This window comes from Enterobacter cloacae complex sp. 342H5 (assembly GCF_050030905.1).
Classification (GTDB): domain Bacteria; phylum Pseudomonadota; class Gammaproteobacteria; order Enterobacterales; family Enterobacteriaceae; genus Enterobacter; species Enterobacter intestinihominis.
The window spans coordinates 24,408-46,161 of sequence record NZ_JBLGVB010000004.1 but is presented as its reverse complement, the minus strand read 5'-3'; the positions used below and the strand labels follow the sequence as shown (position 1 = coordinate 46,161).

Genomic DNA, 21,754 nt, shown 5'->3' with positions numbered 1-21,754 from the left:
GGCACTGTTGCAAAGTTAGCGATGAGGCAGCCTTTTGTCTTATTCAAAGGCCTTACATTTCAAAAACTCTGCTTACCAGGCGCATTTCGCCCAGGGGATCACCATAATAAAATGCTGAGGCCTGGCCTTTGCGTAGTGCACGCATCACCTCAATACCTTTGATGGTGGCGTAAGCCGTCTTCATGGATTTAAATCCCAGCGTGGCGCCGATTATCCGTTTCAGTTTGCCATGATCGCATTCAATCACGTTGTTCCGGTACTTAATCTGTCGGTGTTCAACGTCAGACGGGCACCGGCCTTCGCGTTTGAGCAGAGCAAGCGCGCGACCATAGGCGGGCGCTTTATCCGTGTTGATGAATCGCGGGATCTGCCACTTCTTCACGTTGTTGAGGATTTTACCCAGAAACCGGTATGCAGCTTTGCTGTTACGACGGGAGGAGAGATAAAAATCGACAGTGCGGCCCCGGCTGTCGACGGCCCGGTACAGATACGCCCAGCGGCCATTGACCTTCACGTAGGTTTCATCCATGTGCCACGGGCAAAGATCGGAAGGGTTACGCCAGTACCAGCGCAGCCGTTTTTCCATTTCAGGCGCATAACGCTGAACCCAGCGGTAAATCGTGGAGTGATCGACATTCACTCCGCGTTCAGCCAGCATCTCCTGCAGCTCACGGTAACTGATGCCGTATTTGCAGTACCAGCGTACGGCCCACAGAATGATGTCACGCTGAAAATGCCGGCCTTTGAATGGGTTCATGTGCAGCTCCATCAGCAAAAGGGGATGATAAGTTTATCACCACCGACTATTTGCAACAGTGCCCCCCGCCCTGCAGGAACGCCTGCGCCAACTGCATCCCTACGAACTCCCGGAGCTGCTCGCGGTCGAAGCCGCGTCCGGCCTGCCCGAATACCTGCAATGGCTGGCCGCCGAGAGCCGACCGGTAAACTGAGCCAATGACCGCATCCACGATCCGCCTGCGCCGCTGGCTGGCCGGGCTCGCCCTGCTGCTTGCGCTGCCCGCGACCTCGGCCGTCGCCCAGGACTTCGAACTGCCGCCGGTCGACGAGGTCTTCGTCCTGTCCGCGCAGGCCACCGCGCCGGACCGCATCGAGGTGCGCTGGCGGATCGCCGACGGCTATTACCTGTACCGGCACCGCACCTCGGTCAAGGCCGATGCCGCCTTCACCGGCGCGACCATGGCGCTGCCGAAGGGCAAGGCCTACCGCGACGAATTCTTCGGCGACGTCGAAACCTACCGCAAGGAATTGCTCGGCACCCTCACCGGCACGCCCGCGGCCGGCGCGAGCGCGACCACCCTGACCGTGAAGTACCAGGGCTGCGCCGATGCCGGCGTGTGCTACCCGCCGCAGACCCGCACCCTGAAGGTCGCGTTGCCGGGCGAAGCGGGCGCTGGCGGCTTCGGCTGTAAGGCGCGCGGGCTGCATGATTATGTCGTCAAGAACGGCTCTGCCGATCATCCCAACGCCGAGGTGAAATTCGCACTGGGTGATGTGGTCAACACCATGATCGGCTGCACTAATGGTGAAACGATCATGCTGTGCCACGACACCTCGCTGCCGCGCCCCTATTCTCTCGGCTTTCGGGTGCAAGGCACCGAGGGGCTGTGGATGGACGTCAACAAGTCGATCTATCTGGAGGGCAAGAGCCCACAGCCGCACCGCTGGGAGCCTGCCGAGGGCTGGTTTGCGAAATACGATCACCCGCTATGGAAACGCTACGCCGATCTGGCGGCAGGGGCCGGGCATGGCGGGATGGACTGGTTCGTGATCCACGCTTTTGTCGAGGCGCTGAAGGCCAAGGCCCCGATGCCAATCGACATTTACGACGCGCTGGCCTGGAGCGCGATCACGCCTCTGTCGGAACAATCGATTGCTGAGGGCAATCGCACGTTAGATTTTCCCGACTTCACCCGAGGGCAGTGGCGCACCCGCAAGCCGATCTTTGCGCTGAACGACGCCTATTGATCGACGCGATTTAGGCCAAGCGCACCGCAAAGGCGAAATTGGTAATCTTGTCGGTATCCTTGACGCCCGGCGCGCTTTCGACGCCGCTGGAGGTATCGACCAGCGGCGCTCCGGTGCGCGCAATCGCCTCGGCAACATTCGTCGGATTTAGCCCGCCTGCCAGCCCCCACGGCAAGGCACCGCGATATCCGGCCAGCAGCGACCAGTCGAACGCCAACCCCATGCCGCCGGGCAGCGCGCCTTTGGGGGTCTTGGCGTCGAACAAGATCAAGTCCGCCGCCCCGGCATAGGCTGCGGCGCGTGCGACATCGCTGGCGCTGGCGACGGGCAGCGCCTTCCACACCGGCTTGCCAAACCGCGCGCGCAACTGGGCCACGCGTTCGGGCGATTCCGAACCGTGCAGCTGCAGCGCGTTCAGCTTGGCTGCCACCAGTGCGTCGGCGATGACAGCATCATCCGCATCGACGAACAAACCGACCATGGCGATCTGGCCAGCTGCGCGCGATGTCAAAGCGCCCGCGACATTCGACGTAACCGCACGGGGCGACGCTGGATAGAACACCAACCCGGCATAGTCCGCCCGCGCCGCGATGGTCGCATCGAGCGCCTCGGGTGTGCTGATCCCGCAAATCTTGATTTTCGCGGGCATGCGGTCAGTCGGGGTTCTGGATCAGCCGCACCAGCGTGCAGTCGGGATCGATCAGGTAGCCGATCCTCAGGCCGCTCGCCTCCAGTTGCGGAGCTTTGAAGCGCGGCCAGCCGGTGCTTTTTTCCTCGGCTCCCGCCGCGTTCACCAATGCCACCATGGCATCGAGATCATCCAACCGCAGGCAACAGCCGAACGAGCTCGTAGCTGGGTCGAGGTCAGGATAGGGGAAGAATTCGAGCTGCAAACCGCCGCGCTGCAGGATCATCCAGCCGCGATCCTTCCAACTCGTCGCAAAGCCCAGCTTCGCATAAAACGCCTCTGTCACATCGAAATCGCGCGATGGCAGATTGGGGGTGACGTGGTCAGCCATGGCTCAGCGCAGCTTGTCGGCCATGCGGGCCGTATGAGTGATTGCGGCGCGGCTATCGGGGGCGGAATGGCTCATCACGATCATGCTGGCCTTGGGGAACGCCGCACCAAACGCGCGCGCTGACGCGGCGTAGTGCTCAGTGTCGGCATCACCGAGATTGCCGAGCGACTTGGCCTTGCTGTCCTTGATCAGGCAGCCACCAAAAGCGATGTCGGTGCCGTCGATCCCAACGGTGATATTGTCACTGGTGTGGCCGGGGCCGGGGTAAAATACCTTGAGCGGGCCAAAGTTGGGCGCGGTTGCTGGTTCGACCCAGCCATTGGCGGCGAAAGTCAGGCTGTGTTGCGCCGCAACCAGCCCCTCTTGCGGGGCAAGCTGGTTCGACAACGCATTGGCATAAGTCGCAATCCCCGCCGCATGCAGCGCGTTCATACCGCCCATCTTGTCCTGATGCGCGTGAGTCACCACCGCCAGCGCGACCGGCAGGTTGATCTCCTGCTTGATCCAGTTGAGGATCTGGGCGGTCTGGTCATCGGTCCAGGCGGTATCGACCACCAGCACGCGGCCGCCATCCCTGACGATCAAACCGTTGGAAGCGACTGCCCCGAAACCCGGCATGTCGAGATAGGAAGTGTGCTGCCAGACATTCGGTGCGAGCTGGCGGAAAACCAGATCGCCAAACCGTTGGTCGCCAGTTTCCATTTGCTGGCCAATCGTCGGGCGGATTTCACCGGGCATGCACCCGCTCAGCATCAATGCAGCGGCTAATGCGGTGCTCAGCTTCGCGACCGGGTGCATAATATTGGGCAATTCCATCAAGTTTTCCTTTTATTCAGCATTAAAAACCCCGCAAATGCGAGGCCTAGTAAATAGATGATCTTAATTTGGTTCACTGTAGCAAAAATATGGGGCGAATTCAAACATGAGGTGCGACAGTTTCAAAAGCCATATGATAATCAACAAGCTGAGCAAATTTCTCTAAGGAAGGTGCGAACAAGTCCCTGATATGAGATCATGTTTGTCATCTGGAGCCATGGAACAGGGTTCATCATGAGTCATCAACTTACCTTCGCCGACAGTGAATTCAGCAGTAAGCGCCGTCAGACCAGAAAAGAGATTTTCTTGTCCCGCATGGAGCAGATTCTGCCATGGCAAAACATGGTGGAAGTCATCGAGCCGTTTTACCCCAAGGCTGGTAATGGCCGGCGACCTTATCCGCTGGAAACCATGCTACGCATTCACTGCATGCAGCATTGGTACAACCTGAGCGATGGCGCGATGGAAGATGCTCTGTACGAAATCGCCTCCATGCGTCTGTTTGCCCGGTTATCCCTGGATAGCGCCTTGCCTGACCGCACCACCATCATGAATTTCCGCCACCTGCTGGAGCAGCATCAACTGGCCCGCCAATTGTTCAAGACCATCAATCGCTGGCTGGCCGAAGCAGGCGTCATGATGACTCAAGGCACCTTGGTCGATGCCACCATCATTGAGGCACCCAGCTCGACCAAGAACAAAGAGCAGCAACGCGATCCGGAGATGCATCAGACCAAGAAAGGCAATCAATGGCACTTTGGCATGAAGGCCCACATTGGTGTCGATGCCAAGAGTGGCCTGACCCACAGCCTAGTCACCACCGCGGCCAACGAGCATGACCTCAATCAGCTGGGTAATCTGCTGCATGGAGAGGAGCAATTTGTCTCAGCCGATGCCGGCTACCAAGGGGCGCCACAGCGCGAGGAGCTGGCCGAGGTGGATGTGGACTGGCTGATCGCCGAGCGCCCCGGCAAGGTAAGAACCTTGAAACAGCATCCACGCAAGAACAAAACGGCCATCAACATCGAATACATGAAAGCCAGCATCCGGGCCAAGGTGGAGCACCCATTTCGCATCATCAAGCGACAGTTCGGCTTCGTGAAAGCCAGATACAAGGGGTTGCTGAAAAACGATAACCAACTGGCGATGTTATTCACGCTGGCCAACCTGTTTCGGGCGGACCAAATGATACGTCAGTGGGAGAGATCTCACTAAAAACTGGGGATAACGCCTTAAATGGCGAAGAAACGGTCTAAATAGGCTGATTCAAGGCATTTACGGGAGAAAAAATCGGCTCAAACATGAAGAAATGAAATGACTGAGTCAGCCGAGAAGAATTTCCCCGCTTATTCGCACCTTCCCTAATGGTGTAAGCCAATCTAACGCCTTTCTAGGACGAGTATTCAGTGACATGGCAACTTGATTTAAATAATGCTGATCTGCCTGATTTAAATCAATCCCTTTAGGTAAATATTGCCTAATTAAACCATTCATATTTTCGCATGTGCCTTTTTGCCAGGGTGAATGTGGGTCACAGAAATATACATCTATGCCTAAATCTTCTTCGAGTATTTTATGTTCTGACATCTCACGTCCACGGTCATAGGTCAACGTTTTACGCAGTTCTGCAGGTAAATATTTCAGAGCTTCAGTTAAAGCCTTGCGCACTGATTCTGCCTTTGCATCAGGTAATGTTGCCAAGATACAGAGCCGTGTATTTCGTTCAATAAGTGTTGCTATCGAACTTTTATTGTCTTTACCTTTAATTAAATCAGCTTCCCAATGACCCGGTATTTTTCTTTCTTGAACTTCGGCTGGGCGCTCATGAATAGTTTTAATATCCTGTAATATAGAATCTTTTTTAGGTTCACCGTTAGCTTTTCGCTTTTTATTTTCATGACGTAGACAGGATAATAAGTCTTTTTTCAACTCACCCTTTGGTAATGCTCGTATCGTTGAATAAATCGTTGTATGGCTTACATTCATTGTTTGATCCAAATCAGGAAATGTCTTTAAACGCTTTGCTATTTGCTGAGGAGACCATAAACAACGGATCGCTTCAACAATAAATTTCCAGAGGATTGAATCGATTTTGAGTTTTCTGTGACCACGTCTACGTCTAGCGAAGGTGTTATCAGAAGCATATCGAGCTTGATAAACGTCATTGATGCTATTTCTTTTAAGCTCACGATAGATCGTACTAGGATGTCTTTTAATGAGTTCAGCAAATTTTCTGGCTGAAAAGCCTTCTTTTCTTGACTCAAGCATTAATGCAGTACGATCTTCAAAGTTAAGATGATGGTATGACAATTTTATATACTCCATAAACCCTTTAAATTAATTAGGTGGTTTATGTCGCACTTCAAGTTTTACTCTGCCAACTTTAAATCAGTGGCTCCACTAACACTCTTCACTTATTTATTTAAAATTTAGCGACGTTAAAAGACAATTAAGTATTTTTAGATAATGGGGTTCTAGGGATTTTCCGTCCAAAAACGACAAAGTGCTCTGGAGGCCGCGCCGTCCGTGGCCTCCAGAGGGGTATTACTTTTCGCTGACGGGTAAATATCCCTCGATTGAGCGCATAAGCTCCTCCAGATCTGGCAATTTTTCGCTCAATTCGAAGTGGTAAGTCCCCTTGAGGTTAATGTTGTGCCAGGCCACAGGGGATGCCTGTTTGACGATATCTATTCTCTTGGTATCTCCTTGGTATTCGAAGCTGGTCAACAGCTGGCTGAGTATCCTGGAGTTGAAGTAAACGATGGCATTGGTGACCAGGCGAGCGCACTCATTCCATAGCTGGATTTCTTCGTCTGAACTGCCCCGGAACTGATCCCCATTGACGCTGCTCACGGCCCGACGCAGTTGGTGATAGGCCTCTCCCCGGTTCAGCGCGCGCTGAACATAGTTTCTTAAACTGGCATCATCGATGTAGCACAGTAGATAATTCGCTTTCACCAGGCGATTGTATTCCGTCAGGGCTTCCAGCAGCGGGTGATTGCGCTTGTACTCCGAGAGCTTTCTCACCAAGGTGGCTTGCGTTGTTTTCCGCTGCTTAAGTGATACTGCAATCCGTTGGATGGTATCCCAGTGCTGCGCAATACGATGGGTATTGATTGGCTTTTTTAAGCACAGCTGAATTCGGTGTTCTTTGTCTTCCTTGACATCAAACATGTCATTGATCACTTTGCCAACCTGGGCATAGCGTGGGGCAAACTGGTATCCGAACAGATCCAGTAACGCGAAGTTCACATGGTTCACCCCATGGGTATCGGTTGAGAGCACATCCGGAATGATGTCTGACGTATTGCTCATCAACAAATCAAAGATGTAGTGCGATTCATGTTCGTTGGCGCCGATCACTCTGGCGTTGATCGCAGCGTGATTGGCGATCAAGGTCATGGCAGAAACACCTTTTTGAGTGCCAAAGTACTTCGACGAATAACGGGTTTTGAAGGTCTCGCGCCGGGCTTCGAACTTTTGACCATCGGCACTGGCGTGGATCACATCTTCCTGGATGTTGTAGTACCGGAAGATGGGTAGCTTGGCTGTCGCGTTATTGATGTTGTCGTTAGCAGCATTCAATGTTTCCAGGCGAAGATAGTTCGCCTGGATAGTGCTGAGCTGATCATAGGTACGATCAGAGATCTGTGCCATGCCGTAAATGCCTTGATTGGTTGCATTGCCGACCAGAATTGCCAACAGGTCATATTCATGGGAACGGCTTCTGGATTGGGAACCCAGCACATGAGCGAAGCAGTCAATGAAACCGGTGTCACGATCAACCATGCGCAGTACATCCGCAATCCCCGTTGTGGGAATTTGCTGGAAGAAGGGATTGTTGACCAGATGATGTTTGCTGGCCGAAGGCAGGCGCCAGAAGCGTTTACCCTGCGGATTACGCAAGATGATATTCCGGTTGTCTTCCTGTTCAAGATATTCGCCGACTTCGTACAAACGGGTATCCAATTCCATGGCCATCTGTTTGATCAGCTTTTCAGGCTCCTCCGCTAATTTTGTAAAATGGCTCTGTTGAAGCAGCGTATATTTGTTTTTTCGCCAATGTTCCCCGTCGATCAGGTCGGCGTCGAGTGCCCGGTATTTAGTGATATCAGGCAGCGTCAGCTGGCCATTCAGGCGATCAGGAATCTGTTGATAGAGGAACCACTCATAACGATCGATCAGGATATTCCCTTCACCATCCAGCAGGAATTCACGTGATTTTTTGGAAAGGAGTCTGGTGTCGGCAGTTTGCAACTGAGCGTCCTGGCCGTTGAGTTCGTTTTGTGTTTTCGCCAAGGCGGCCGCTAAGTGCTGGGTGCCGTCGCAGCCTTCGAAGCGCAGACATAGGAACAACTCTCGCAGCAAACCTTTCCGCAGACTTTCTTTCTCGTCGCAGTACTGCCACATGGCTTCATCGACCGATCGTCGCTGCTCGTTCAGGAAGAGACATACAGATTCCAGATCCCTTTTGGTCAGCAGGCTCAGTGCTTGCTGTCTTACTGTTGCAAACGGTAGTTGCAGATCAATGCTGTCATCAATGAACAGGTGCAGTACTTCAGCTGCCTTGCTGACATTTTTAGCTGCTTTTTGCCAATCCTTAAACACCGCTTCCTGCGCATAATCCTTTGCCTTCTGTTTGGTCTGTCTGACATGATGCACAAAGCCATCGGCAATACGTTCCAGCGCTTGCTGCCATCGCGTTTGAAGATAGCACAATAAATACAGCCATTGGCTGCCTACGGTTTGACGTTTCAGTTTGGCACCGTAGTAGTCGACTTTCTCTGCCAGGTGTTGCAGATTTTTCTGCGACAGTGATAGCGTGCTCAACAGCAGATCCACTTCCGGCATCCAATGCTGGATATGGCGATAGACAATCAGTTCTTTCTCCAACTCGGTTCCGGTGAAGTTACGAGCCGATTGTCGCAACTGTCGGAACGGCAGTGGACCTGTGCCGTTCACGAGCTCCGCCAGTGCTTGCTTAAGACCGCGTGACATTGCACGCTCAAGGTGCGCGGCCATGTGTTCCTGTTCGTCTCCCACCACCTGACTGATGATCTTTTGCAGCGTGCTGTAGGCAGGGATTGCGATCTTCTGCCCCGAACAATATTCATTGGCCGCATCGAAGAGGTGCCTAGGCGCTGTCCAGGCTCTGGCTTGCTGGGATAAGTAATCTCTCAACGCCGCTCCATGGTCTTTGACATTCCAGCGCTGGTAGTTGCAGAGCTGGAAAACACGTTGGTAAATCCGTTCGTTCTCTTTTGGCGTGAGATTAAAGGGTCTACAGCCTGGGCCTGGTAGAACGGTTTGATAAACGTATTTGAGGTCCTGCTTGATCTGATGAAAGCCGGGATTCAGCACCACCGGCTTGGCTTTGAAATAGCCCAGCAGTACCACCAGCATGTAACGCTGGCCCCGATGACGGAGGCTTTTAGCGATCGCCAGTTCCTTATCGTTCAGCGAGAAAAAGAAGCGTTGGTCGGCGGAGGTGAAAGCGGGGGGTCCATATAACTCATCTTGTTCTGCCTCGGACAAGATTTGGACACGTTCTTCGAATGCCATGGATTTAGCCCAAAAAGACTAAATCTTACTCAAACAGAGCCCAAATAGGGATCTCGAAAAAAGTAATACCCCTCTGGAGGCCACAGACGGCGGGGCCTCCAGAGCACTTTGTCGTTTTTGGACGGAAAATCCCTAGAACCCCTCAGTGGGACGAAATGATCCGGACCGCTGGCTCCCTGAAGCTGGGCAAAGTACAGGTTTCAGTGCTGGTCCGTTCATTGCTGAAAAGTGAACGTCCTTCCGGACTGACTCAGGCAATCATTGAAGTGGGGCGCATCAACAAAACGCTGTATCTGCTTAATTATATTGATGATGAAGATTACCGCCGGCGCATTCTGACCCAGCTTAATCGGGGAGAAAGTCGCCATGCCGTTGCCAGAGCCATCTGTCACGGTCAAAAAGGTGAGATAAGAAAACGATATACCGACGGTCAGGAAGATCAACTGGGCACACTGGGGCTGGTCACTAACGCCGTCGTGTTATGGAACACTATTTATATGCAGGCAGCCCTGGATCATCTCCGGGCGCAGGGTGAAACACTGAATGATGAAGATATCGCACGCCTCTCCCCGCTTTGCCACGGACATATCAATATGCTCGGCCATTATTCCTTCACGCTGGCAGAACTGGTGACCAAAGGACATCTGAGACCATTAAAAGAGGCGTCAGAGGCAGAAAACGTTGCTTAACGTGAGTTTTCGTTCCACTGAGCGTCAGACCCCTGTTACCGATGCAAGAACAGGGGAGTTTCATGAAATGCCTGTTTAGGAGTGATTAAAGGTAACTTGTGCGCAGAAGGTCAGGTGTGTGGTGGTTAGTACAGACTAGTGAATGTTGTAACTAAACTATATTTTTATTAAAGGCCGGAGGTGGTGTTCCTCCGGCCTTAATTACGTTTCCGTGTTCATTAGTCGATGAACTGGCGGATCAGTTCCAGAATGGCAATCAGCGCGTTTGCAAGCGCCGCTACCGCCCTCAGAACGATGATTAACAGGTTAATCATCCGTTTTCTCCATAAATGGAGTAAAGACACCGTGGCTTGCTCTTACACTGCCTGTCACCACGGCTTCTCTTCGTCTTGTCAGTTGTAGAGAGTCTCACTCCTGCCAGAGCACAGATAACCAGCACCACCTGTATTACCTGTCAGGACTTTGAACCTGTTCATGCCGCATTTAGCGGAATGCAGGGAGAGACTCACCACAGAGCTAACCCTCTGATTATACGTTTATCTAACGTTCAGGCAAACCGTTAACGCACAGTCACTGCCCGTCATATTGCATAATCAGGCTTCACGGATTATCATACTATTGTCAGTTGTAGAGAGTTTCCCTTCCGGGCTGAGTTACCAGCTCGCACCGGAACCGTAAAAAAGCCGACCTCACCAGTCGGTTTTTTTACGTCTGCGGTTTCCCGCTTCGTTTAAATCTATTTTAAATGAATAAATTGTTCTGCGGCAAACCCAACAACATAAGGACGTTAGGGTTGATGGTTGCCGAAATCGCGGTGCGTTACGTGAATTCTGAGGTTTTGCGAGGGGGATTGGGCGCGAGAATTTACGAGAGAGCGCCGGAACAATGCCGGGATCACAAACCATCACCCGTGAAAGAAATCTTCCGGCATTGCCCGGTCAGGTAGTATGACATTCATTGTCAACGGCCATCAATTTATAAGCTGCTTTGCACTTCATAAAAGATCACCACCAGGGCTGCTAAAACAGTACCGATAGCCAGCACGTTAAAAAGTACGTCCTTCATCTTTACGAACGACATACTGATTTGCGTCCTTTCCCTTTTGTCAGCCTTCTCTATCATCCAGCGTTGGTATGAATCACTGTTACTTTTTCTGTCCATGTTCCCCCCAATTCATCAATGAGCACCAGGCGGCCACCAGGCTTCTTGCCAACAAAGTAACGGCCTCGCGGCAGACGTTCGCCAGTCTTCAGCCGTTCGATCCAGTCCTGAAATGCAGGGCGCGGTTTATAGCTGTAGCGGCCAAAATCAGCTAAAGACTGCGTGACCATGACTGTTTGGCAGCCATGCTTTCTCATATCACGAAACGTATTTTCCAGTGCAGCCAGTGTATTCATTTGCACGTTCTCTCTGCTTTTCCCATGAAGATATTAACGACACTCAAAACTAACACCGTTGGCATGATCACGGCAGCATAGCCGACAGCAACGGCCTGATATATGGTCAATGAGTAGTCGGGCTGTTTATACAATACGACTGAAAAAATGCTCCCCAAACAAGCAAGCAGAGTTAAAAACAAGTAATCGACAAATCTGTTTTTATAGATAACCCATGCAACGATGCAGGGATATGACACCAGGCACAGGATAATCGCATTTGTGGTATGCACGTTTCGCTCCTTGTTATTTAAGGGTTGTCAGCCAGATCAAACAGATTGTTCAGGCTGGAACGGAATTGTTTTACCGATGATACCAGCTCCTGACTCCGCGCTTTTTCCTGCGCCAGTTCACGCCGTAGCTGCGCCATCTCGTCTCTGTTACGCTGAAGCTCAAGGATAGCCGTCATAAAGGTTTTGCTGGCTGATGCCTGTCCGGTCGCTTCCTGCGCCTTTTTAATGGCCTGATCTTCGTCGTCATTCGTTCTGATTGTGTAATGCCCCATGATACCCCTCTTTTGCTGTCATTTTTGCGCTGCCGGCGCGAACCCGGGAAGAAACTTTGCTGGCAAAAAACACTGGCCAACAGATGTGACCGGGAAAATTTGCTGGCAATTAATTTTCGATGAAAGCCAGCTCGCAATCGCCGCATTCAATATTCAGTCCGGCTTTGCCCCACACGGCAGCGCCACACCCGCGACACTGATATTTAACTTTATTTCGTTTTGGCTTGTCCTCAAATGCTGCAACTGACAAATCATTGTCATTGCTCCCGGCCATATCATCTGAATGGCTCCCGTTCTGCGGTGACACTGACGGCAGCAGAGCCATAGAAAGCACCGCTTCTATATCAATCCCGGCCTCAGCATTTTGATGCGCCAGAGCAAGCGTTTCGCGCCATTGCTCTATTACGGCGGTCATATCTTTTTGTTGTTCGACCTGGACAGGGAAGCGATCAAACCAGCTCAAAGCAAATTGCCCCTGGAACAGTTCCAGTGTGACGCGCTGGAAGCGGCCACCAGGGATCGGATAGTCATTAATCTTCTGGCCGACTTTCGCACCACCAGGTCTCCCGGTGGAGGAGGGCATAAGTCCGATACTTTCCATTTTTGCCGCCCACTGCGCATTGTGGTACGTCTTACGCGACGGGTTGCCGTAGTGGTACTGCCACATATGGCACTGCTCATGAACCAGCGTTTGCATGACTTCAATAAGCGGGTACACCGGGAAGTATTCAGGATTGAGGGCGATTTCATCAATCATCCTGCCGCTGCCGTCAGCAGCAACAAAGCGCCTGTAACTGAAATAGCCCATTGTGTTCTTGCCGCGCTGGAACGTAATCAGACAGTCAGGGAGTTCGCCGTCAAAAAGGCGCTGGTTATAGAAATCAAACGCCTGTTGTAGCTCGCTGTAAGCGCGTTCCGTGGCTCTTGTCATGCTGAAGTTCGCTTAGCGGCGTTCCGATATTCCTGTAACTCTGCAACAATAGCAGGGAACACATCAGCGCAACGCTGTGCCAGCTTAACCGCCTTTGAACAAACGCCCATACCATGTGCTCTTTTGAGCGCCTCCAACAAATCTACCAGTTCCTCGTCAGTGATTTTTTCAGTCATCTATTAAGCTTCTCCATTATCTGTATCGTACGATACAGATAATATAAACCACACCTTTGATAGCGGCAATCTTTTTTGCTGGCAATTTCACGCCCAGGGCGGGCATCGAGCGGGTAATATTGCTGGCAAAAATCAACGGCCAAACCGGCTGCAGGAAACTGGTTTGCTGGCAAGCGTGATTTACTGCTGGGCTTGACACCTTGCCATTGTATGACGCTTGTTTTAGTGTCAAATGAACAACCAGCGCGAGAAGAATATAGGAAGCAAAAGCAATGGATATCAAACCTAACTCAGTGATCCACCTGGAGCCAGGCGAAACATTACCCGGCTATACCAATCTGAAACCCGTACCTGATAAGTATTTCGATGAGTTAAAGGCACTCATAAATAAACTCAATACTCAATCCGGTAATATTTACCTCAAGTTAAAACAGATGTACGCCTTTTTGGATCGTTTTAACAAAGAATTTGTGAGCACGTTTACCTCCTGTCAAAAGGGGTGCTCTTCGTGCTGTAAAATGGATGTTCATTTAACCGCGCTTGAGGCAACACATATTGCACAAGCAAGTAAACTTACTGCCAGAGACAACCCGCTTACGACCGGGCATGAGTCAAAATGTCCGTTTTTGTCTGAGAAGGGAACATGCTCAATCTACAATTACCGCCCGCTGTTATGCAGGACATATCATGTACTCACTCCGCCGGAGATGTGTAATGACCTGGATGCACAAGTCATGCAGTATGGTTCTCAAAGCGCGAACATGGGAAATCACATCTACAAAACAATAGCAGAGTGGATCTATTTTCAGACGTATCACTGCACTGGTAAGTTAGAAACCAAAGATATCAGAGACTACTTCCCTTATCCCCGCGAAGATATCCAAAGATTTCTTCACCATAACCCCCCGCGCCCTTTTTGCTAAAAAAAAGCCTCTGACGCAGTGTCAGAGGCTTGTTAGATTACTGTTCGTCACCAGCAGTGCTGGAAGCATCTTTTTTGATGAGAAACTCATCAAGAGAACGGCCAGCTTTTAACGCTTCGTCGATTGGTTTTGGTGTCCGGCCACGACCAGACCAGTATTTCGTTTCGCCGTTTTCATCAAACTGATATTTAGGCGGCGCTTTTGGCAACGTCTTTTTGCGTGTTTTTTGCGCATCTTCGGACAGGCCAAGCAGTTCTTCCGGTGAAAAACCTTCTCCGGCAATCAACTGGAGCAGTTCCTGGCGCTTTCTTTCGCGCTCTGCGCGTTCTGCTGCCTCACGCTCTGCTTCTTCACGACGTTCTTCGATCACGGCGTTAAGCTTTTCCTGCATTTCCAGCAGTTGTTCAAAGCTGGTTTCTCGCGCAAAAACACGAACAGAGCGAATATTCAGGAGTAGCTTTTTTGTTGCGTCAAACGTTTCATTTTCACTCATCGAGTTAATCCTTATTTTTTACTGAACTGAAACCCAAGTTTACCCGTAGTTTTATCCTGCAAAACAATTGCAGCGTCAAACTTTTTCCCGGTTTTATTACTGGTAAAGCCTTTAATCTCTCCGGTTTTACCTTTTTTGATTAATGTCTCAACCTGATTTTGTGTCAGTTTTTTTCCTGACACTTCAGACCAGATTTTAAACTCGCACCCGGAACAGAAAAAGCCTTTAGGCCGGATAATAATTTCTTTACTGCATGAAGGGCAGGGGGCTTCGAGCCGGGACATGGAACCTTCTGATCTGGATTTTGCTTCCATATCCGGTTTGCCGTCTTTGTCCGGGAATGTTGTCTTGCATTCAGGGTAGCAGGAGCATCCCCAGAAAAAGCCATTTTGCCCCTTACGCTTACGCAGGAAACCGTTGTTACAAACCGGGCAGGGCGTGGCATTTGAAGAAATCGAAATTCCGTTCCTGTCCAGCTCGTCGATTAACCCCTGGACGTACTCATCATTTTCCTTAATAAACTCCTCAACTGTCAGCTCTCCGGCTTTGATCTGAGACTGCTTTTCAGCCCACAGAGCGGAGATATCCGGTTTAGTGATTTCAGGAGGCAGTGCAGCGCAAAACTCCTGGCCTTGTTTTGTGGTTTTCCATACCAGCTCCGAATACCCCTTTTCTTTTTCGATGGAGATAAGCCCGGTATTTGCCGCCAGTTTCTCAAGAATACCCGCGCGGGTGGCTTCCGTTCCGATACTGCCACGATCACTGCTGCCCTCGTCTTTCGCTTCCAGCGCCTTTCTGAGAGCCGGATCATCAATGAATTTTGCCGCACTCGTCATGGCGGCCAGTAACGTTGACTCTGTGAAATAGCGAGGTGGTGTAGTCTTTTTCTTGTCCACGTCTGCCGATTCACACAGGCCGCTGTCATTAAATTTCAGCAATGAAAGGTCAAAACCGTCCGTTCCGGCATCTTCGGTTTCGTCCTCGTCATCACTATCCTTACCCAGCGCTTCCCAGCCCTTTTGTACCAGAACGCTCTGTGTGGCCGTAAAGGTATCCCCCTTAATATCAAAGTGGATTTTCGTCTTGTTGCGGATCGCATCCGGGTAGAACAGCCCGATAAAGTAGACGGACACCAGGTTATAAACGTTCCGCTCTTTTTCATTAAGCTGAATACCGGCTCCGCTTTTTGTCGTCGGGATGATGGCGTGGTGCGCCTCAATCTTACTGGCATTAAAGGCTTTGTGTTTCTGGCCTTTATCCATATCTACGATCGCAGACGCCAGTTCGGGTACGGTGGCCGCTATAGCAGTGGCAATATCTCCGGCCTGGTAATAATGCTCATCTGAAAGATAGCGATTGTCAGAACGTGGATAGGTCAGAAGCTTGTGAGTTTCATACAGCCCCTGCATCACATCGAGCGTATCTTTTGCAGAATAACCAAATCGCTTTGCGCAGAGCTGCTGAAGCGTGGAAAGGTTAAGCGGAAGCGGAGGCTTGCTATTTTCCGGCTTTGTCGTCGCGATAGTAACAATAGCATCCTTACCCGTAACACGTCCGGCAATATGCGCGGCCTGAGCTTCGGAGATCAGGCGTTTTTTCTCGTCTATCTGATCGTCGTCTGTTGTCTGATATTTCGCCTTAATCTGATGCCCGTTCATCGACAGACTGGCGAATACATCGTAATAAAAGCTTTCTGTGTGATTCTGGTTCGCCAGCGTGCGCATGTTCACCAGACCAAGAACGGCACTTTGTACCCGGCCAACGTTCAGAACGCCGTCATAGCCCTTCTCACGGCCTTTTAATGTACATCCCCGCGTCATGTTATAGCCAAAACCCTGATCGCACAGGGAACGCGCCAGGGCGCTTAACGTCATACCGCGAAATTTATCGTTAGGTTGTAAATTCGACAGTGATTTTTGCACTGGCGCAAGGTTGAGGTCGGCAACAAGCAGTCGCTGGACGGGTTTCTTGTTTCCGGCATAACCCAGAATCTCATCAACCAGCAAACATCCTTCATCATCGGGGTCGCCTGAATGAACGATGCTGTCGGCTTTATCGATAAGAGACAAAATAATGCGGGTCTGTGCTTCTGATTCAGGCTTGATTTTATATTTTGGCGGATAAACCGCTTTAATGGGTAAATCACTATAACGCCAGTTGGAATATTTGTCGTCATAATCCTGTGGGTCGTAAAGCTCCAGCATATGACCATAACACCAGGTAACGACATCAGAACCGTGTTCAAAATAGCCGTTTTTCTTTTCTGTATTGGGATTTCCGCCCAGTCCTTCAAAAATAGCCTTTGCTAAAGACGGTTTTTCTGCAATAAAAAGTCTCATTAATCAATCCTCAAGGTAACTTGAATAGTCAGGCTGCGCACCATTCTTTTTAAAGATTTCTTCCCTTTCCTCTATGTCTTCTTCTGCCTCCTGCACACTAAGGTCAAGGGTTCCTTTCAAAAAGGCACGCGCATTCTTGATTACATCTACTGTTAATTCGTTTTTTGTTCCGCGAATCATGCCAATAGCAATATTTATTATCTCCTTTATTTCAGCAGGAGTCGTTCTGTCCAGCACCGCGCCAAGTTCTTTAAGGTCAATATTTATATCGTCTGGTAAGTACATTTTGGCACAAGCGGCAGCGGCTTTAGTCCGAAAAGCACCTACAGATATGATTCTGTCAATTCTGCCAGGGCGTTTTCTGATGCGCGGATCAATCCGGTTAGGATAGTTCGTTGAAAAAATAACATATGTCCCGGCAAGATTTCGCGGTGTATCAGCCCCATCAAGAAAACTTAACGTTCCGGCATCAGCCCGATAAAGTTCATCAACCTCTTCAGCTATTATGATAACGGGTATTTTCTTTTGAGCTGCGGCATAGCAAACATCTTTAAAGTAATCATCAGCATAAACAAATACATATTTATCCTGATATTTTGCCCCCAAAGCTTTTGCGATAGTCGTTTTCCCTGTGCCCGGAGGACCAGTAAAAAGCACTTTTCGCATTCCTGACTGACCATAACGGGTGTAGAAATCAATATCCGAAAAGAACTGATTAAAGTCATTCTCCAGCTCATTAAACTTTGGATGAACAGAAAAACGTAAAGCGTTTTCTATTTCTTCCTTCCTTGCCTTACCGTGATAATAAACGCCGTCGTAACACCCGATTTTCCAGATACCTTTACGGGGTAAAGAGCGGTTTAATTTAGCGCGTCCAGCTTCGCAAAGATTATGAAGCATCGACATACTTTTGGTTGTGCCAACTGCGTACTCCATTCTGACTTTAGAGTTAAGAATGAAGCGAATAATATGAACCACTTCATTTTGACCAAGATGAATCCGGTATGCTCCCGAACCATCTTTAAACATAAGCTTTTTAATCCTCCCGGCTTTAGCCATAACAGGGCTACTTCCCGTATGAACGACGGTTGAAGCAACGGGTTCGATATCAAGATTCGAATAAATTTTACGATTCTTTCTGTTTATAAAAATCTCTGCCACTTTAGGATAGTAATCACAATCCTTTACGACAGTACCAAAATTATCTTCACCGTAATATTCTTTATGGAGCCGTAAAGCCTGCTCTACCAGAGTTAATTTACCCATATGCGCACCATGTATATTAAAAACCGTGACGTTGCCTGAAGATTTTCTTCAGGCAGAGGAGGGGTTGGACAAGCGAAGCGCGTCAGTTTTGTTTATGACGCCACTCCCACGGAGGAACGGGATTACTGTCAGCCCACAGGCCGCGCTTCTGTGTCTGAGCTTCCCGTTGCAGAGCCGGTAATGAGTTATCGGTGTTGTACCTGTCATAAACCCATGCAGCCCCTTTTAGCACTTGCTGGCGGTTAGCCTCAGTGCCGTTCGCTGTCACCACTCGTCCCAGGACTCGCCCGTAGCGATCTGTTTGCGTATAAGAGACGGTAACTGATTGCCCTGCCAGCAGGGCTTTAAGTTGATTGGTTGACCAGCGACCAAAGGGTTGTTTTTTTTCCGGTGCATCGATATTTATCAATCGGACTCGAATCGGAACTTCATACACAACAATTTTCGCGGGTAGTGTTTTAACTTCGATGGTATCTCCATCGAGAACGCGAATAACTTTCCCCTGAATCTGAGCAGCACACAATGTAGCTGGCAACAGGGCAACAGCAAAGGAAAGAACATTAAAAAAATGTCTCATTGCTTTCTTCCCTCCCATATTGCTGAGAGTCTTTTAAAAATGGATAAAACGACGACTAAAGCCACTGCGATAACAGCCAACGAAGGAAGTACATAGCTGTATAACTCAACCATGAAATTAATAAACTCAATGAGCGATTGCGGCTTTAAGGAAGCATCCCACAAAACGATAACAAAACGATAAAGCCCATAGACAATTGCCGGAAACCAGACCATAAACAACAAAATTTCAGTAAAAACAGAAGCGACCGATTTGACACTATCGATAATTTCAATTCCGGCAATTCTCACACTTCTTGCATCAGGTACGTTAATAATTTTCATCCTCCCACCCCTGTAAAAAATGTTCGCAAGTTCCAGTCTCAAACCTGAAACTTGCGTATTCACATCAGAATTAAATCAAACAGAATTAAAAGTTTTTCAATCGGCCAAAGCTTGAAATAATTTTACTTACTGTACCTGCATCAGCCGCAGGACATTCATTTAGTTTTTTCTTTCTGGCATCTGCCGTGTGATCGGGTAAAAAACCATGTTTATTCTTTTTCCTGATTGACATAAAACTTTTATACATCGGGTCACATTCTGCCGGACTACTTCCGTCAAGTTTTCCGGCAAGGCATAACACCATTGCACATGGATCGTTCGGGTCGGCCTTTTCCTCAGCATGAGCAGTTCCGGCAGCGAACGCACAAAGCAGCACTGCCGTGGTTACGGTCTTTTTCATATACACCTCATGGATAACGGGCAACTAACGCCCTGCGGTTGTTCAACCCCGGCTCAATAAAATTACAAGAATTTTATTAATCCGGCGTTATCGTGATAAATAAACACTGGTAGTCCGGCAAGAAAAACAGTTCATTTTATAACGATACTGTATGACACCGTTTGCACCGTTCGCCCTCAACCAGTTTTTAGCTGTGAAAAAGTCTGTTCCGTTACTGGTTTCAACAATCACTGAATCAGAATGTGCAACAGAATAAAAAACAGCATCATCGTAAAGGCGGTTTTCAGGCCTGAAATTATGGATAACCTTAACCCACGATGAATTAACCTTGTCTGATTTAATAACTGAGTATGTCGGTTGCCAGTCCATTAATTGTGTATTCACCGTTTCAGGATTCTGTTCCCAGTCAACCTGTGGTGGTTCAGGCGGAGAGGAACAGGCAGAGAGAAAAAGGACACTGACCATTAACATTTTTTTCATAGTAAAACCTCTGACTCCAGCTCACCGACGGAGAGCATTTTTTCTTTAGAAGGATATTTAAGCCCTTTAACACCCAATACTTTTTTAGTCTTATTCAGAGAGGCGGTTAACTCGGTAAGTTTGGGGCTTACCATCATCAGCCTGTCCATAAAATACGGGTCGAGGAAGTAGAGGGCTTTCTCAGCTTTAACCGGGTTTTCACCTTTAAGAATGATAAATTCTTCTTTAAAATCCAGCGTTCCCAGCTCCTGCGGGAGCACAAGGGCGCGCTGCGCCTCACTTTCTGAACTGCTTTTCGACGTTGAGCGTCCGCTTGTCTTGCTTGAACCTGTCGATTTGGTGGTGATATAGCCCAGCTTTTCCGAAATCTTTTTAGCGTCATCTTCTTCACTGACAGCGTAGATAATCCGGCAGGGATGCGCACTCATCAGCGTTTTGGCACCTTCAACACCATAGATTTCATTAAGCTGACTGATATTCTGGTAAATCGTCAGAAGTTTGAGTTTAAACCCGGCAATATAACCCGAACCTTTTTTAATGATTGGCATGTAACCAATAGACGGAAACTCATCCAGGAACATCAGACAGTCATGTTTCAGTGTCGGGTCAAAGTCAGGGTTTTCTCGTAACGTGACTTCCACAACGAAGTTAAAGAACAGGTTGAGGAAGTCATAGGCCAGGGACATATCTTCAGCATTAACGCCAACATAAACAGTGATATCTTCCCGGCGCAACTGGCGAAGGTCGAAATCATTGCCGTCTGTACATTTGCGAACAGTCGGAAGATAAAACAGACTCATTTTCTTACGAAACGAACCATCAATACTCGAACGTTGTTCGTCTTCGGTTTCGTGATACTCCCTGATTTTGGTCAGGGCATCGCGCAGATGATACAGCGCGTTTTCATCAAGTCCTTTTGTTCCCTCCAGGTCTTCTCGCTTACTGAGTATCAGCTCCCGGTCGATGTTGCTGTACAAATCGACTACAGAACCAATTGAGAAAACAGGTTTAAGCCCGAACTCACCAAGCCAGGAGGGGTCGTAGTTAATAAAGAAATGAAGCAATTTTGCCAGCCCCGTCCAGTACTGCCCCGCGAGGTTATTAAAGTGTGCTTCCGCTCCGGTCAGACCGTAAGACGGGAACAGGATCTCAATCAGCTTCAGCAGGTCTTTAGCCCCGCTCTCTTCTTTTAAATCAATATAGAAAAGCGGGTTAAACTGATGCGTTTTACTGTTGAAAGGGTCAAGAAGATAGACCTTATTACCCAGCAGTTTTTCACGTACCTTACTGGTGATTTTCCACAGTTCCTGTTTTGGATCTAATGCAATCAGGGAATGTTTCCTGACCAGCAGGTTTGGAATACCTATTGCAGCCCCTTTACCTGCGCGGGTTCCTGCGCCAAGTGATACAAAATCTGGTGCGGTATACCACAGGTATTTACCTTTATATGCACCTACAAGAATATCAGTATCGTTTTCTTTCTCCCATTTCAGAAGTTTCGATTTTCTTAAATCATTATCACTGGCAAACTTCGCGTCACCATAAAGAGCAACATCCGTTTTATTCAGTTGCCAGATAATAAAAACAGGCACAATGAGAGACGAAACCATACCTGATAAAAGAGAGGGGATTGCGGTTAACCTGATATCTGTCCGTATATTACTCTCTGTTATTATCCGCCACAGCAGCATGGAATCAAAATTCTTCCATATATAAAGCGGCGTTTTTCCGTTCAGGAAGTAAACAGCAACTGAGCCAGTATAATACGTCACAAGACACATAACCAGACCGATAAAAGCCCACTGGCCTTTATCGGGTAGTTTCAGAGACATA

The 21,754-nt window shown here is 49.3% G+C and carries 25 protein-coding genes and 1 pseudogene; 5 read left to right on the top strand and 21 right to left on the bottom strand.

Annotation, left to right across the window (positions count from 1 at the left end; genetic code table 11):
* Nucleotides 1-52: 52 nt before the first annotated feature.
* Nucleotides 53-757 carry an IS6-like element IS26 family transposase gene (locus ACQG03_RS23555; RefSeq protein WP_001067855.1) on the bottom strand — a complete coding sequence of 235 codons (705 nt, stop codon included), beginning with the start codon at nt 755-757 and terminating at the stop codon, nt 53-55.
* 58 nt (nt 758-815) lie between these two features.
* Between ACQG03_RS23555 and cutA the strand changes: the two genes are divergently transcribed.
* Both cutA and ACQG03_RS23545 read left to right on the top strand, forming a co-directional pair.
* Nucleotides 816-950: a divalent cation tolerance protein CutA gene (gene cutA / locus ACQG03_RS23550; RefSeq protein ID WP_023408307.1), complete on the top strand. Its 135-nt coding sequence runs from the start codon at nt 816-818 to the stop codon at nt 948-950.
* A 4-nt stretch (nt 951-954) separates the two neighbouring features.
* On the top strand, nt 955-1,986 hold the full coding sequence (locus ACQG03_RS23545; RefSeq protein ID WP_004201169.1) for a protein-disulfide reductase DsbD domain-containing protein: 1,032 nt from the start codon (nt 955-957) through the stop codon (nt 1,984-1,986).
* Nucleotides 1,987-1,996: 10 nt separating this feature from the next.
* Here the strand turns inward: ACQG03_RS23545 and ACQG03_RS23540 are convergent, their stop codons facing one another.
* The 3 genes from ACQG03_RS23540 to ACQG03_RS23530 are packed head-to-tail and all read right to left on the bottom strand — an operon-like array spanning nt 1,997 to nt 3,821.
* Nucleotides 1,997-2,635: a phosphoribosylanthranilate isomerase gene (locus ACQG03_RS23540; protein ID WP_004201168.1), complete on the bottom strand. Its 639-nt coding sequence runs from the start codon at nt 2,633-2,635 to the stop codon at nt 1,997-1,999.
* A 4-nt stretch (nt 2,636-2,639) separates the two neighbouring features.
* A complete protein-coding gene (gene ble, locus ACQG03_RS23535; RefSeq protein ID WP_004201167.1) occupies nt 2,640-3,005 on the bottom strand; it encodes a bleomycin binding protein Ble-MBL in 366 nt (121 codons plus the stop codon).
* A gap of 3 nt (nt 3,006-3,008) precedes the next feature.
* Nucleotides 3,009-3,821: a subclass B1 metallo-beta-lactamase NDM-7 gene (locus ACQG03_RS23530; RefSeq protein WP_032495622.1), complete on the bottom strand. Its 813-nt coding sequence runs from the start codon at nt 3,819-3,821 to the stop codon at nt 3,009-3,011.
* Nucleotides 3,822-4,055: 234 nt separating this feature from the next.
* On the opposite strand from ACQG03_RS23530, the gene ACQG03_RS23525 reads away from it, so the two are divergent.
* A complete protein-coding gene (locus ACQG03_RS23525; protein ID WP_000019402.1) occupies nt 4,056-5,036 on the top strand; it encodes an IS5-like element IS5 family transposase in 981 nt (326 codons plus the stop codon).
* Nucleotides 5,037-5,144: 108 nt separating this feature from the next.
* Here the strand turns inward: ACQG03_RS23525 and ACQG03_RS23520 are convergent, their stop codons facing one another.
* Both ACQG03_RS23520 and ACQG03_RS23515 read right to left on the bottom strand, forming a co-directional pair.
* Nucleotides 5,145-6,146, bottom strand: coding sequence for an IS30 family transposase (locus ACQG03_RS23520; RefSeq protein ID WP_023408311.1), 1,002 nt, complete (start codon nt 6,144-6,146; stop codon nt 5,145-5,147).
* Between the two features lie 219 nt (nt 6,147-6,365).
* Nucleotides 6,366-9,383, bottom strand: coding sequence for a Tn3-like element IS3000 family transposase (locus tag ACQG03_RS23515; protein WP_004199413.1), 3,018 nt, complete (start codon nt 9,381-9,383; stop codon nt 6,366-6,368).
* Between the two features lie 143 nt (nt 9,384-9,526).
* Between ACQG03_RS23515 and ACQG03_RS23510 the strand changes: the two are divergent.
* Nucleotides 9,527-10,039, top strand: a pseudogene (locus ACQG03_RS23510) (Tn3 family transposase); the annotation flags it as partial.
* A 251-nt stretch (nt 10,040-10,290) separates the two neighbouring features.
* On the opposite strand, the gene dqlB reads toward ACQG03_RS23510, so the two are convergent.
* From dqlB to ACQG03_RS23475, 7 genes are all read right to left on the bottom strand, one after another.
* Nucleotides 10,291-10,386, bottom strand: coding sequence for a DinQ-like type I toxin DqlB (dqlB, locus tag ACQG03_RS23505; protein ID WP_000609145.1), 96 nt, complete (start codon nt 10,384-10,386; stop codon nt 10,291-10,293).
* Between the two features lie 804 nt (nt 10,387-11,190).
* The gene (locus ACQG03_RS23500; protein WP_001093608.1) at nt 11,191-11,469 is read right to left on the bottom strand and encodes a hypothetical protein; all 279 of its coding nucleotides are present in this window, start codon (nt 11,467-11,469) and stop codon (nt 11,191-11,193) included.
* Entirely contained in the window at nt 11,466-11,741 is a 276-nt protein-coding gene (locus ACQG03_RS23495; RefSeq protein ID WP_000557557.1) for a hypothetical protein, read from the bottom strand. Before ACQG03_RS23495 ends, ACQG03_RS23500 begins: the two co-directional genes overlap by 4 nt.
* 17 nt (nt 11,742-11,758) lie before the next feature.
* Nucleotides 11,759-12,013, bottom strand: coding sequence for a hypothetical protein (locus ACQG03_RS23490; protein ID WP_000510385.1), 255 nt, complete (start codon nt 12,011-12,013; stop codon nt 11,759-11,761).
* Nucleotides 12,014-12,122: 109 nt separating this feature from the next.
* A complete protein-coding gene (locus ACQG03_RS23485; protein ID WP_000196235.1) occupies nt 12,123-12,944 on the bottom strand; it encodes a SprT-like domain-containing protein in 822 nt (273 codons plus the stop codon).
* Nucleotides 12,941-13,120, bottom strand: a complete 180-nt coding sequence (locus ACQG03_RS23480; RefSeq protein WP_023408316.1) for a hypothetical protein — start codon at nt 13,118-13,120, stop codon at nt 12,941-12,943. Before ACQG03_RS23480 ends, ACQG03_RS23485 begins: the two co-directional genes overlap by 4 nt.
* Nucleotides 13,121-13,136: 16 nt before the next feature.
* The gene (locus tag ACQG03_RS23475; protein WP_032072053.1) at nt 13,137-13,403 is read right to left on the bottom strand and encodes a hypothetical protein; all 267 of its coding nucleotides are present in this window, start codon (nt 13,401-13,403) and stop codon (nt 13,137-13,139) included.
* On the opposite strand from ACQG03_RS23475, the gene ACQG03_RS23470 reads away from it, so the two are divergent.
* Nucleotides 13,393-14,043 (top strand): YkgJ family cysteine cluster protein, encoded by a 651-nt coding sequence (locus tag ACQG03_RS23470; RefSeq protein WP_000351937.1) that lies wholly within the window; start codon nt 13,393-13,395, stop codon nt 14,041-14,043. The genes ACQG03_RS23475 and ACQG03_RS23470 overlap by 11 nt on opposite strands.
* Before the next feature lie 37 nt (nt 14,044-14,080).
* Here ACQG03_RS23470 and ACQG03_RS23465 read toward each other — a convergent pair whose 3' ends face one another.
* The 8 genes from ACQG03_RS23465 to ACQG03_RS23430 form a co-directional block, all read right to left on the bottom strand.
* Nucleotides 14,081-14,536 carry an H-NS family nucleoid-associated regulatory protein gene (locus ACQG03_RS23465; protein WP_001293458.1) on the bottom strand — a complete coding sequence of 152 codons (456 nt, stop codon included), beginning with the start codon at nt 14,534-14,536 and terminating at the stop codon, nt 14,081-14,083.
* Between the two features lie 11 nt (nt 14,537-14,547).
* Nucleotides 14,548-16,875, bottom strand: a complete 2,328-nt coding sequence (topB, locus tag ACQG03_RS23460) for a type IA DNA topoisomerase (protein ID WP_004199098.1) — start codon at nt 16,873-16,875, stop codon at nt 14,548-14,550.
* A 3-nt stretch (nt 16,876-16,878) separates the two neighbouring features.
* Nucleotides 16,879-18,141 carry an AAA family ATPase gene (locus ACQG03_RS23455; RefSeq protein WP_000517490.1) on the bottom strand — a complete coding sequence of 421 codons (1,263 nt, stop codon included), beginning with the start codon at nt 18,139-18,141 and terminating at the stop codon, nt 16,879-16,881.
* A gap of 82 nt (nt 18,142-18,223) precedes the next feature.
* Nucleotides 18,224-18,718 carry a thermonuclease family protein gene (locus tag ACQG03_RS23450; protein ID WP_001215543.1) on the bottom strand — a complete coding sequence of 165 codons (495 nt, stop codon included), beginning with the start codon at nt 18,716-18,718 and terminating at the stop codon, nt 18,224-18,226.
* A complete protein-coding gene (locus ACQG03_RS23445; RefSeq protein WP_004208538.1) occupies nt 18,715-19,041 on the bottom strand; it encodes a hypothetical protein in 327 nt (108 codons plus the stop codon). The genes ACQG03_RS23450 and ACQG03_RS23445 overlap by 4 nt, the downstream gene beginning before the upstream one ends.
* Before the next feature lie 85 nt (nt 19,042-19,126).
* Entirely contained in the window at nt 19,127-19,441 is a 315-nt protein-coding gene (locus ACQG03_RS23440) for a TrbM/KikA/MpfK family conjugal transfer protein (RefSeq protein ID WP_000754496.1), read from the bottom strand.
* Nucleotides 19,442-19,528: 87 nt separating this feature from the next.
* Nucleotides 19,529-19,921, bottom strand: a complete 393-nt coding sequence (locus ACQG03_RS23435; RefSeq protein ID WP_000738524.1) for a cag pathogenicity island Cag12 family protein — start codon at nt 19,919-19,921, stop codon at nt 19,529-19,531.
* The gene (locus tag ACQG03_RS23430) at nt 19,918-21,753 is read right to left on the bottom strand and encodes a type IV secretory system conjugative DNA transfer family protein (RefSeq protein ID WP_000053822.1); all 1,836 of its coding nucleotides are present in this window, start codon (nt 21,751-21,753) and stop codon (nt 19,918-19,920) included. Before ACQG03_RS23430 ends, ACQG03_RS23435 begins: the two co-directional genes overlap by 4 nt.
* Between the last annotated feature and the right edge of the window lies 1 nt (nt 21,754).

Bases quoted from the DNA above. Each gene is read 5' to 3' on its own strand.
- ACQG03_RS23555 (WP_001067855.1), bottom strand. From the start codon at position 757: ATGAACCCATTCAAAGGCCGGCATTTTCAGCGTGACATCATTCTGTGG.
- ACQG03_RS23545 (WP_004201169.1), top strand. From the start codon at position 955: ATGACCGCATCCACGATCCGCCTGCGCCGCTGGCTGGCCGGGCTCGCC.
- ACQG03_RS23540 (WP_004201168.1), bottom strand. From the start codon at position 2,635: ATGCCCGCGAAAATCAAGATTTGCGGGATCAGCACACCCGAGGCGCTC.
- ble (WP_004201167.1), bottom strand. From the start codon at position 3,005: ATGGCTGACCACGTCACCCCCAATCTGCCATCGCGCGATTTCGATGTG.
- ACQG03_RS23530 (WP_032495622.1), bottom strand. From the start codon at position 3,821: ATGGAATTGCCCAATATTATGCACCCGGTCGCGAAGCTGAGCACCGCA.
- ACQG03_RS23525 (WP_000019402.1), top strand. From the start codon at position 4,056: ATGAGTCATCAACTTACCTTCGCCGACAGTGAATTCAGCAGTAAGCGC.
- ACQG03_RS23520 (WP_023408311.1), bottom strand. From the start codon at position 6,146: ATGGAGTATATAAAATTGTCATACCATCATCTTAACTTTGAAGATCGT.
- ACQG03_RS23515 (WP_004199413.1), bottom strand. From the start codon at position 9,383: ATGGCATTCGAAGAACGTGTCCAAATCTTGTCCGAGGCAGAACAAGAT.
- dqlB (WP_000609145.1), bottom strand. From the start codon at position 10,386: ATGATTAACCTGTTAATCATCGTTCTGAGGGCGGTAGCGGCGCTTGCA.
- ACQG03_RS23500 (WP_001093608.1), bottom strand. From the start codon at position 11,469: ATGAATACACTGGCTGCACTGGAAAATACGTTTCGTGATATGAGAAAG.
- ACQG03_RS23490 (WP_000510385.1), bottom strand. From the start codon at position 12,013: ATGGGGCATTACACAATCAGAACGAATGACGACGAAGATCAGGCCATT.
- ACQG03_RS23485 (WP_000196235.1), bottom strand. From the start codon at position 12,944: ATGACAAGAGCCACGGAACGCGCTTACAGCGAGCTACAACAGGCGTTT.
- ACQG03_RS23480 (WP_023408316.1), bottom strand. From the start codon at position 13,120: ATGACTGAAAAAATCACTGACGAGGAACTGGTAGATTTGTTGGAGGCG.
- ACQG03_RS23470 (WP_000351937.1), top strand. From the start codon at position 13,393: ATGGATATCAAACCTAACTCAGTGATCCACCTGGAGCCAGGCGAAACA.
- ACQG03_RS23465 (WP_001293458.1), bottom strand. From the start codon at position 14,536: ATGAGTGAAAATGAAACGTTTGACGCAACAAAAAAGCTACTCCTGAAT.
- topB (WP_004199098.1), bottom strand. From the start codon at position 16,875: ATGAGACTTTTTATTGCAGAAAAACCGTCTTTAGCAAAGGCTATTTTT.
- ACQG03_RS23455 (WP_000517490.1), bottom strand. From the start codon at position 18,141: ATGGGTAAATTAACTCTGGTAGAGCAGGCTTTACGGCTCCATAAAGAA.
- ACQG03_RS23450 (WP_001215543.1), bottom strand. From the start codon at position 18,718: ATGAGACATTTTTTTAATGTTCTTTCCTTTGCTGTTGCCCTGTTGCCA.
- ACQG03_RS23445 (WP_004208538.1), bottom strand. From the start codon at position 19,041: ATGAAAATTATTAACGTACCTGATGCAAGAAGTGTGAGAATTGCCGGA.
- ACQG03_RS23440 (WP_000754496.1), bottom strand. From the start codon at position 19,441: ATGAAAAAGACCGTAACCACGGCAGTGCTGCTTTGTGCGTTCGCTGCC.
- ACQG03_RS23435 (WP_000738524.1), bottom strand. From the start codon at position 19,921: ATGAAAAAAATGTTAATGGTCAGTGTCCTTTTTCTCTCTGCCTGTTCC.
- ACQG03_RS23430 (WP_000053822.1), bottom strand. From the start codon at position 21,753: ATGTCTCTGAAACTACCCGATAAAGGCCAGTGGGCTTTTATCGGTCTG.